Source organism: Pseudomonas sp. B6001 (assembly GCF_013386015.1).
Lineage (GTDB): Bacteria > Pseudomonadota > Gammaproteobacteria > Pseudomonadales > Pseudomonadaceae > Aquipseudomonas.
This window is the reverse complement of the sequence record NZ_JACAOX010000057.1, coordinates 1-10,623: the sequence shown is the minus strand read 5'-3', so window position 1 is coordinate 10,623 and position 10,623 is coordinate 1. Positions and strand designations below refer to the sequence as shown.

Genomic DNA, 10,623 nt, shown 5'->3' with positions numbered 1-10,623 from the left:
GATGCGGCGACCCGACAAGCCAGCTCCCACATTTGAACCGTGCCCGCTTTAGCTTTTGATTTTGATCTTAGGCACTCCGAGCCTAAGCGAGGAGCCGAGTGGTGGGGCAAGAGCGTTTTGCTTACTTTTGCGCTTTTCAAAAGTGAGCCGCTGTAAGAGCGGAACCAATATCAGCCATAACCGAAGAAACGGATATGTACTCAATCAACCCCGACCCACCTCTACATCCCTCCCCGAAGCCCCAATCCTGCGCAACAAAGGCAACACCTCCGCCCCCACATGAATCGACTCTTCCAGATGCGGAAACCCCGAGAGAATAAAGCTGTCCACCCCAAGCTGGTGATACTCCTCGATCCGCTCCGCCACCCGCTCATAACTCCCCACCAGCGCCGTCCCGGCCCCGCCCCGTACCAGGCCCACACCGGCCCAGAGGTTGGCCGAAACCTCCAGCTCCCGCGCCCCACGCCCACGACCTTTCATCAACTCGGTCTGGCGACTCTGCCCCACCGATTCATACTTGGCCATCTGCCGCTGCGCCTGGTCAATGGCGTCCTTGGGTATCTCCTCCAACAGCCGCTCCACATGCGCCCAGGCCGCCTCGTCAGTGCGATCGGCAAAGATGTGCAAGCGCAACCCAAAGCGCAACGTCCGGCCCTGCATCGCGGCCAACTCACGCATCCGCAGCACCCGCTCGGCAATCATCGCCGGCGGCTCACACCACATCAGGTACGTCTGCCCATGGGCAGCCCCCACCTGCTCGGCAGCCTCGGAGGCACCCCCAAAATAGATCGCCGGCACCTCGGCCCCAGGCGCCACCGGCGTGTTGATCCCACTGCGGTAGTAGCGCCCCGGATGCGCCGGCTGCTTTCCAGCCCACACCGCCTGGAACACCTGCAAAAACTCCGCAGTACGCGCATAACGCTCATCGTGTTCGAGAAAGTCCCCCAACGAACGCTGCTCAAAACGGCTGGACCCCGTCACCACATGCAACGCCAGGCGATTCTCGCTGAGCAATTGCAAGGTCGCCGCACGGTGGGCGGTATAGGCCGGCAGCTCCATGCCTGGTCGCAACGTCAGGAGGAATTTAAGCCGCCGCACCTCCTGGGCCAGCACCGCGGTAATCAGCCACGGATCCTCGAAACCGCTGGCGGTGGGCACCATGATCCCGTCGAACCCGGCCTGTTCGGTAGCCCGCACGATCTGGCGCAGGTAATCGAGGGTGGGGGCACGTTCGCCTTGCTGGAACAGCCCGACCTTGGGCAGGCCGCTGCTGGTGAGGTGGCGACCGTCGCCATTGGTGGGCAGGAACCAGTCGAGCTGGATCGGGGGGCGAGCCTCAGTGTTCATGGTGCAGGCGCTCCTTGCGCAGGCCGTGTTGAAAAAGCAGCGGCAGGATCTGTTCACCAAAGCGCAGCACTTCGCCGACCGCCGGGCCGCCTTGCAGGATGATGTGGCCAAGGCCCAGGCCGTGCAGTTCCTGCAGGCGCGTGGCGATTTGGCGGGGCGTGCCCACCAGGATCAACGGTTGGCCAGGGTGCAGTTGCAGCAGGTTCGGGTGGATCTCCCACTGGCGCAACGGGTGACGGTCGCGGGGCACGGTGGCGATGCGGTGGTTGGGCAGGTCCTGGGTCGGCAGCAGGGCGGCGGCGGTTTCCCAGGCCAGGTCCTCGCTGTCGCCGATGACCAGGCCGAAGGTACAGGCAAAGGCCAGGCCCGGCTGAAGCTGGCGCCAGCGTTGTATTTCCTGGGCCAGCCACTGCGGATGCCCAGGCCGCAACAGGCAGACCTGGGCGTGGCCAGCCACCAGCGCGTGGCTTTGGCTGTCGTCCAGCACCAGTGGCGGCGCGGGCAGTTCGCGGCGGGCGACGCCGGCGTTTTCCAGTTGGAAATAGCGGCCTTGATAATCCAGGCCGCCGTCATTCGGTGCCAGCAGTTGTTGGAGAATCTCCAGGTATTCGCCGATGCGTTCGCTGCGCTGGTCGCGGTTCAGCCATTCGCCAAACGCACTGCGCAGGCTGCCTTGTTCGCCGTCGGGCAAGTGCAGGCGCACCCGGTGGCTGCTGATCGATTGCAGGCTTTGCAGGGTGGTGGCCAGGGCCGCCGGCAGCATGACTTCCGGCGGTACGCTCACCGACAATTGCACCCGTCGGGTGTGGGCGCACAACGCCGCCGCCACCCCGAGGCTGTCGGCACACAGCGCGCCGCCGGGGATCCACAGGCCGTCGATGCCGGCGTATTCCACCGCCTGGGCCAGCTGGATCCACTGCCCCGGCCGCGCCGCCCAGTCGGGGGTACAGAGGGGCATCAACCAACTGAATTCAAGGGGCATACACGGGCTCCATAGTTTGGCATCAGCATCACGCGTCGTCGTAGCAGCTGTCGAGCCCCGGCGAGGCTGCGTTCGCGGTGTATCTGACACACCGCTACGCAGCCTCGTTTCACTCGACAGCTGCTACGGGAGCTGACGCTTTCAGGGCGTTTGATCATCCTACTCTCGTCCTCGCCATCCGAGGACCGGGGCGATGTCCCGGGCGATGATTTCCAGGCGCTTGAGGATCTGCGCCTGGGTCGAGCTTTCGGCCTGGACCACGGCGATCACGTAGTCAGCATAGGGCAGCAGGGACGGGTCCTGTTGCAGGCTGGCGATCACTTCGTCGGGATGGCCGTGGTGCACGTTCATCAGGCGCAGGTGCTCCTGCAGGTCCACGGCTTGATCAATCAGGCCTTCGCGTTGCAGGCGCGGGATGTGGCGCTCGATATCCACCGCCAGTTCCGCTTGGGCACTGGCGCGATCCGCTGCCGGGAAAATTGCCCGCACCACGCCGATTCTCGGTGGGCGATCGATGCGGGTCCAGGCATTCAAGTAGGCATCGGCCAGGGGTTTTTGCACCGTCAGCGGATCGTGGGTGGCGGTGCCCAGCAGCAAGCCGTTGCCCTGGCTGGCGGTGTATGCCGCGCCTTCGAGGCTGCCGTGGGAGTGCCACAAGCGGCTGCTCAAGCCGGTTGCTGGCGGTTGCAGGGTCAGCGCGCTGTGGGGCATCAATGCCTCGCCGTCGAGTAACTGCTGGACCTGCTGCTGGTGTTCGCTGAAATCGACCTGGCGTTGCACGGCATCACGGCCAAACGCGCTGAAATTGTCGAGGTTGGCGCCGCCGCTGCCCAGGCCCAATTGCACCCGGCCGCCGCTGAGGGCATCGAGCACACTTGCGTCTTCCGCCAGGCGGATCGGGTCTTCGAAAGGCAGCACGATAACCCCGGTGCCCAGTTCGATATGCCGGGTTCGCTCGGCCACCGCCGCCAGCAATACCAGCGGCGACGGCAGCCGGCCGAAGCCGTTGCTCAGGTGGTGCTGGGCAATCCAGCCACCGTCGAAACCGAGGGCCTCGGCGACTTCGAATTGTTCGATCAGGTCGCGGTAGACCTGCTGTGGATCGTCGCCAAAGGCGTGGCTGAGAAAGCCCAGTTTGAAGCTCATGTGAGGGTTCCTTGGGGCAGTGTCGGTTGCCAGCCCAGGGCCGGGGCGATCTGTTCGCGGATGATTTCCAGCGCGCGGATCGCTTCCCGCAGCCGGGTGCTGGCGGTCTGTACTTGCAGCACCAGGTGGTCGTTGGCCGTCAGTCTCGGCCCTTGCTGCAACTGCTCGATGATCTGCTCGACCGGGCCGTGCAGGATGCCGAGGCGCCTGAGGGTGGCGTCGAAATCATCATCCACCGGCGCCTTGTACACGCCGATGCTCTGTTGGCGTTGCACGTAGGCCTGGATATCGTTGCGCGTGGCGGCGTCCGGGTTCGGGATCAGCGCCTGTACCCGGGTGACACGGGGCGGGGTGCCGTTGTCACCGGTCCAGGCGTTGCGGTAGCGGTTGACCAGTTCTACCCCGGCTTCGGGCGGCAGGTGCGGGTTGGGCGCCATGATCAGGCCGTGGCCGCGCTCGGCCACCCGTTCCACCCGTGAGGTGGCTTCCCAGATTCGCTGCCCAAGGCCGGCTGCCCGTGGCAACAGGCGCGAGCCGCTGTCGGTCAGGGGGGCGTTGCCCAGGGCATGGATCAACTGTTGCAGGTGCTGCTCATAATCGCGGTGGCGCGCCTCAGGCTCACGACCGAATGCGGTGAACGTGTCGGGATCAAAACCCGCACCCAGGCCCAGCTCCAGCCGGCCATTGCTCAACAGGTCCAGCACCGAGGCGTCTTCCGCCAGGCGCAGCGGCGCTTCCTGGGGCAACACGATAATCCCGGTGCCCAGGCTGATCCGCCGGGTGCGCTGGGCGATGGCGGCAAGCAATACCAGGGGCGAGGGCAGGCGGCCGTTTTCGCTGGCGAAGTGGTGCTGCGCCACCCAGCCACTGTCAAAGCCCAGCTCTTCGGCGACCTTGAACAACTCCACGGTGTCGCGGTAGACCTTGGGCTCGAAGCCGGGGCTGTAGACCCGGCTGAGAAACCCCAGGGAAAAACGCGAACTCATGGCTGCACCTCGCGGGCCAGTTGTTTTTGCAACGCGGGGCCGGCGTTGATCGACTCCGGCAGGCCGCTGAACGGGCTGATGGTCAAGTAACCCTTGTTGAGCCATACCGCCTCATCCTGCTTCTGCTGCTCGGCGGTGGCGGCGGGGCTGTACTGGAAGCCGATGCCGGGTTTGCCCGGCAGCTTGAATTGCTTGAGGTCGTCGGTGTACACCGCTTCAAAGCCCACGTAGCTGCCGATGCGGGTGAGTTTCACTCCCTTGATCCGTGGGTCTTTTGGCAGGTTGATATTCAGGCCCAGGCCCTTGGGCAAGAGCGCGCCGTCGGGCTGGCGATGCTGGTCCAGGGCATTGACCAGTTTCGCCACCAGTTGCGCCGCGCGTTGTGGGTCTGCCTCCTTCAAATCGGTGCTGACCGCCAGCGCCGGAATGCCCGCCTGCACCGCGACACTGGCGACGTTGAACGTGCCGGAAGCGCTGTTGATCGCCCCCAGGTTATTCCCGGGGTTGGGGCCGACGATCACCAGGTCAGGGTGGGGCATGACTTTTTTCAGGCCCATCAGCAAGGCCATCACCGGCGTGCCGCTGATTTCGATCTGCACGTCTTTGCCGGCGCATTCGGGGCTTTGGCACACGCCGTTTTCAGTGGTGCTGATGGAGTAACTGTCGGGGTAGGCCGGGTCGTCGTCATGGCCAACGGTGACTTCGCGACCAAAGAAAAACGCACCGCCCCGTGCGCTCTGGTCGGCCTGCGGTGCGGCAATCCGCACCGTATGCCCCTGGGCCTTGAGCTCGGTGTACAGGGCGCGAATATTGGGGTGCTGATAACCGTCGTCGTTGCTCAGCAAAATGTTCAGGGCAAAGGCCTTCGAGACGAACAGGCTGCCGACTGCCAGCATCCATGCGCTGCGCTTCATGGTGTAACTCCCTGGGTAAAGCGATTGGCCGGGCGCGGCAGGCCGAGGTTTTCCCGCAGGGTGGTGCCTTCGTATTCGGTGCGGAACAGCCCGCGTTGCTGCAGCAGTGGGATCACCTGCTCGACGAACAGGTCGATGCCACCCGGGAAGTACGGGAAGAACACGTTAAACCCGTCACAGGCACGGGCTTCGAACCACTGCTCGAAGAAGTCGGCAATGTCTTCGGCGGTGCCGATTATCGGGTTGCCGGCGGTCAGGTGCAGGTACAGCTGGCGGATGCTCAGGTTCTGGCCGCGGGCCAGTTCCAGCAGTTTGTCGCGACGGCTGCCGCGCTGGCCTACCGGGGTTTCCGGCAGCGGGCCGTCGAGGTCGTAGCCCGACAGGTCGATGTCATCGCCCAGGGTGTCGGCCAGGAAACGCAGGCCCAGCACCGGGTCCACCAGGGCCTGGAACTCTTCGAACAGCGCCTGGGCCTGTTCGCGGGTTTCGCCAATAAACGGGGTGACACCGGGTAGGATCTTGATGTGGTCGGGGTCACGGCCAAAGGCGGCGGCGCGTTGCTTGATGTCTTGATAGAAAGCCTGGGCGCCGGCCAGGTCATGGTTGACCGCAAAAATCAGCTCGGCGACGCGGGCGGCGAGCGCCTTGCCGGGTTCCGACGCACCGGCCTGTACCAGCACCGGATGGCCCTGTGGAGGGCGGGCGACGTTGAGTGGGCCACGTACGGAAAAATGTTCGCCGCGATGATTCAGGGTGTGCAGTTTGGCCGGGTCGAAATACTCCCCGCTGGCCTTGTCGCGGGTGAAGGCGTCGTCGTCCCAGCTGTCCCACAGGCCCTTGACCACGTCGTGGAATTCTTCGGCGCGCTGGTAGCGGTCGCCATGGTCGATATGGGTTTCGCGGCCGAAGTTCCAGGCCTCATCCGAGACCACCGAGGTCACCAGGTTCCAGGCGGCGCGCCCCTTGGACAGATGATCGAGGGAGGCGAACTTGCGGGCGATATGGTACGGCTCGTTGTAGCTGGTGGTGGCGGTGGCGATCAGGCCGATGTTGCTGGTGACGGCTGCCAAAGCGGCCATCAGGGTCAAGGGTTCGAAGTGTTCGGCGCGGGCAGTGCGGCTGAGGGCGTCATGATGATGGCCCCACAGGGCGACCACGTCGGCGACGAACAAGGCGTCGAATTTGCCGCGCTCGGCGGTTTGCGCGATGTGTTTGAAGTGCTCGAAATCCAGGCTGGCATCCGCCTGGGCCAGGGGATGGCGCCAGGCTGATACATGGTGGCCGCTGTTGGCTAGGAAGGCCCCCAGCTTGAGTTGATCGGTACGTCGGGTCATGGGCAGGCTCCCGCAAAAGGTCAGGCGCAGGGCCGGCGAACCGGCCCCGCGGGCTGGGTCAGAAGGCGTACGTCACGCCGGTGTACCAATAGCCACCGGTGGTGCCGTAAGGCGAAAAGGTACCGTACGGGAAGCCGCCGGAACTGCTTACCAGGTCGGTGCGTTTCGGGTACTTGTTGAACAGGTTGTTGGCCCCCGCATTCAGGGTCACGGCCTTGGTCAGGTGGTAGTCGATGTTCAGGTCGGTGATCCAGGTCGGCGCGAAGTTGCGGTCGTAGATCTCGGCGGTGCCGTACTCGGTGTAGGAGCCGTAGCGGGTCAGGTTGAGGCTGGTTTCAACCTTGTCGTAGGTCCAGGTGGTGCCCAGCAGCAGCTTGGATTGCGGCAAGCCGTACTTGAGGTTGCCCTGGCGCTGGCGGTCATAGCCACCGTCCGGGCCGAGGGCCTGGGCGGCCACGGTCGAGGCGTGGATCGAGTCGATCTGGGTGGTGTTCCAGTTGAAGCCGGCGCTGTATTTCAGGCTGCCATAGGCACCGATGTCCTGGCGGTAGTCGCCCACCAGGTCGACGCCGCGGGTGGTGGTGTCGAGGGCGTTGGTGAAGTAGGTCACCGCCTGGTTCGGGTTGAGCCCGGCGGCGGCGAGGATCGCGCTGATTTGCGGCGTGCCGCCCAGGTAACCGGTCTGGGCGATGCGGTCCTTGATCACGATCTGGTAGGCATCCAGGGTGATGTTGGTGTTGTCAGTGGGTTGCAGGGTCAGCCCGATGCTGTAGTTGGTCGACTTTTCAGGCTTGAGGGTGGTCGCGCCCAGGGCCTTGGCCACATCGGAGTTCACCGCCACGTTGCGGTAGTCGAACAGTTGCCCGTTGACGCTGGTTTGCGAGGTGGAGCTGTAGATCTGCTGGGCCAGGGACGGTGCGCGGAACCCGGTGCTGACGGTGCCGCGCAAGGCCAGGATCGGGGTCAGCTGGTAGCGGGTGGAGAACTTGCCGTTGGTGGTGGTGCCCGAGCCGTCGTTGTAGTGCTCGTAGCGCCCGGCCAGGTCCACATGCCATTTGTCGGTGAGGTCCTGGCCGATCTCGCCGTAGCCCGCGAGGCTGATGCGGCTTTTTTCGGCGGCGTCGGCCGGGGTGGTACCGGCACCGGAAATGGTCCCGGGTGGAATGATCGCGCCGTTGGCACCGGTGTCGAACGGCCCGCTGGCGTAGGAGGCGAGGTCACCCTTGCCGATCTTGTAGTCTTCGTAGCGCTGTTCCAGGCCCCAGGAAATCTGCGTCGGCTTGTACAGGCCGAGGTCGAAGGCGCGGGTCAGGTCGAGGTTGTTGGTCCACTGGCTGAAGGTTTTTACGCCGGTGTCGACCGAGGTCGGTGAGTTCGGGCCGTAGCTCAGGTTGTAGGTGTCGGTGAGGGTGGCCCGGGCATGGTCCTGGCCGTAGGTGCTCGACAGGTCATAGTCCCAGCCGGCGGCCTGGCCCTTGCCGCCAAACGCCACCTGGAAGTCGTCTTCGATGAAGCGCAGGTTATCTTCGATACCTTCCGGGTACGGGGTCTGGATGCCGTTGAACGACGGCGGCTGGTGGAATGCCAGGGGCTTTTCCGAGTTGCGGTGGGTGTAGGTCGAGAACGAGTACAGGGTCAGCGCGTCGGCGACCGGCAGCTCGGCGTTGTAGCCGAGGCTGAAGTTCTTCGCCTCGGGCAAGCCGGTGCCGTAGTAGGTGTGGCGTTGGCTGGTGTTGCCGGCACTGTCGGTGTACGGCGCCGCATCGGAACGGTCCGAGACGTCCTGTTTCTTCACGTCCAGGGCGAGGTTGATGAAACCGTCGTTGGGCAGGGCCAGGCCGACATTGCCGGTTTGACGCACGGTTTCGCCGTCGCCGTTTTCATAGTTCTGGCCGTAGGTGGTGGACAAGCTGCCGCCGTGGTCGGTTTGCTTGAGCACGATGTTGATCACGCCGCCGATGGCGTCCGACCCGTATTGCGCCGAGGCGCCGTCACGCAGGACTTCGATGTGATCCACCAGGGCGGTGGGGATCATGTCCAGGTCCACCGGTTGCGAGCCGGAGTTGAGGGAGGTGGCGTTGTTCAGCAGCGCGCTGTTGTGGCGGCGCTTGCCGTTGACCAGCACCAGCACCTGGTCGCCGTTCAAGCCGCGCAGGCTGATGGGGCGCACGATCGAGGTCGAACCGAAGCCCGACGAGGCCGGCTGGTTGAGGGACGGCAGCACCTTGCTCAAGGCACGGGTCAGGTCGCCCTGGCCGGTGGCGAGCAACTGCTTGGAAGAAATCACGTCCACCGGCGCCGGGCTGTCGGCCAGGGTGCGGGCCTGGCCACGGTTGCCGATGACCACGACGGTGTCCAGGGGGTTGTCGCTGGCCGGGGCGTCGGCGGCGAGGGTCAGGCTGCTATAGCTGACGGCCTCGCACACGGCGAGGAACAACAGGGTATGGGCGAAAGCCTTGCCGGGTTGGCGGCGGCCGGCGGCGCGTGATGGATTCATGATGTGCAACACTCCAGTGTGGTTAGGCAACGGGCCTTGTTCGAGGACGGCTTGTTAAGTTCAAGCTCTGGTGGAGGCAGGAGAGCAAAGGCTGTGCCATCGCTGAAAAGTCTTGGATAACAAGGAGTTGTTGGAGGGTTTGCGGGGCGGCTGGTGTTTTTCTAACAGGCGGAAGGGCAGGGTGTTGGTTTTTGTGCAGGGGATTTTTTCGCGAAGCTGCTAGCGTACGCTGGGCCGGGGGAGCGCCTCCTTGGCACACCCCTTGCTCTCCCCACGCCATACCTAAACCCAAGGAAGCTTTTCTGTATGCCTAGACCTGGCCCGCGCAACGCTCTCACTGATATTCCCGGCCTGGAGGTTGGCCACGCCACAGACCTGTACGCCGACACCGGCGTCACGGTGATCCGCCCGGATGGTTTCTGGACTGCCAGTATCGACATTCGCGGTGGAGGCCCAGGTGGTCGCGAAACCGCGGCGCTGGAGCCGGAGAACATGGTGGGCCAGCTGCACGCGCTGGTGTTTGCCGGTGGCTCGGTGTTTGGCCTGGCGGCGGCGGATGCGGTGGCGGCGAAGTTGTCCCAGGACCAGGTGGGGTTGCATTTGAAGCCGGGTGCGCCGGCGATTCCTATCGTGCCGGCGGCGGTGTTGCATGATTTGGCGAATGGCGGGGACAAGGATTGGGGCCTGGAGCCACCTTACCGGCGACTGGGGTTCGAGGCGCTGGCCAATGCCGGTCCGGAGTTTGAGCTGGGATCTGTCGGGGCCGGACGTGGGGCCATGGCGGGGGTGTTGAAAGGCGGGCTGGGGACGGCGTCCCTGGATTTGGGCGATGGGTTGGTGGTTGCCGCGTTGGTGGTGGCTAACCCGATTGGTTCGGTCTACATGCCGGATGGCGAGACGTTCTGGGCGTGGCCCTGGGAGGTGGCGGGGGAGTTTGGCGGGGCGCGGCCGGTGACGGAGATGGATTGCAGTGATCCGATGCCGGAGTTGTCGCGGCTGGATTCCATGGGGCGTCTGCAAGCGGGGGCCAATACCACGCTGGTGGTGGTGGCGAGTACGGCGCGGTTGACGGTGGCGGAGTGCAAGCGGGTGGCGATCATGGCGCAGGACGGGATTGCCCGGGCGGTGCGGCCGGCGCATTTGCCGTTTGATGGGGATACGGTTTTTGCGTTGGCTTCGGGGGCAGTGGAGGTGGCGGATGGGCCTCGGCGGCAGGTGGAGATTGGGCGGATTGGGTCGGCGGCGGCTGATTGTGTGGCTCGGTCGATTGCTCGGGGGGTGTTTGCTGCGCGGGGTTAGGGTGGGGTGTATATCCGTTACTCCGCGGGCCGCCGCGACGGGCCATCCATGGCCCGGAGCGGGTAAACCGGCGTCCTGCCGGTTTACCCGCTGCGCAATACCTGCGTTCGGCCTCGGG

General features: G+C 64.8%; 8 protein-coding genes. 1 reads left to right on the top strand and 7 read right to left on the bottom strand.

Going from position 1 to position 10,623, the window contains the following annotated elements; genetic code table 11:
- Positions 1–204: 204 nt before the first annotated feature.
- From HX821_RS31400 to HX821_RS31370, 7 genes are all read right to left on the bottom strand, one after another.
- The gene (locus tag HX821_RS31400) at positions 205–1,347 is read right to left on the bottom strand and encodes an LLM class flavin-dependent oxidoreductase (RefSeq protein WP_177037377.1); all 1,143 of its coding nucleotides are present in this window, start codon (positions 1,345–1,347) and stop codon (positions 205–207) included.
- Positions 1,337–2,329, bottom strand: coding sequence for an LLM class flavin-dependent oxidoreductase (locus HX821_RS31395; protein WP_087695234.1), 993 nt, complete (start codon positions 2,327–2,329; stop codon positions 1,337–1,339). Before HX821_RS31395 ends, HX821_RS31400 begins: the two co-directional genes overlap by 11 nt.
- Positions 2,330–2,488: 159 nt before the next feature.
- Positions 2,489–3,475 carry an LLM class flavin-dependent oxidoreductase gene (locus HX821_RS31390; RefSeq protein ID WP_177037376.1) on the bottom strand — a complete coding sequence of 329 codons (987 nt, stop codon included), beginning with the start codon at positions 3,473–3,475 and terminating at the stop codon, positions 2,489–2,491.
- Positions 3,472–4,461, bottom strand: coding sequence for an LLM class flavin-dependent oxidoreductase (locus HX821_RS31385; RefSeq protein WP_177037375.1), 990 nt, complete (start codon positions 4,459–4,461; stop codon positions 3,472–3,474). Before HX821_RS31385 ends, HX821_RS31390 begins: the two co-directional genes overlap by 4 nt.
- Positions 4,458–5,375: a 5'/3'-nucleotidase SurE gene (locus HX821_RS31380; protein WP_177020864.1), complete on the bottom strand. Its 918-nt coding sequence runs from the start codon at positions 5,373–5,375 to the stop codon at positions 4,458–4,460. The genes HX821_RS31385 and HX821_RS31380 overlap by 4 nt, the downstream gene beginning before the upstream one ends.
- Positions 5,372–6,709 carry an LLM class flavin-dependent oxidoreductase gene (locus tag HX821_RS31375; RefSeq protein ID WP_177037374.1) on the bottom strand — a complete coding sequence of 446 codons (1,338 nt, stop codon included), beginning with the start codon at positions 6,707–6,709 and terminating at the stop codon, positions 5,372–5,374. The genes HX821_RS31380 and HX821_RS31375 overlap by 4 nt, the downstream gene beginning before the upstream one ends.
- A gap of 58 nt (positions 6,710–6,767) precedes the next feature.
- Positions 6,768–9,206 carry a TonB-dependent siderophore receptor gene (locus HX821_RS31370; RefSeq protein ID WP_003218616.1) on the bottom strand — a complete coding sequence of 813 codons (2,439 nt, stop codon included), beginning with the start codon at positions 9,204–9,206 and terminating at the stop codon, positions 6,768–6,770.
- A 306-nt stretch (positions 9,207–9,512) separates the two neighbouring features.
- On the opposite strand from HX821_RS31370, the gene HX821_RS31365 reads away from it, so the two are divergent.
- A complete protein-coding gene (locus tag HX821_RS31365) occupies positions 9,513–10,505 on the top strand; it encodes a P1 family peptidase (RefSeq protein ID WP_003218615.1) in 993 nt (330 codons plus the stop codon).
- Positions 10,506–10,623 lie beyond the last annotated feature (118 nt).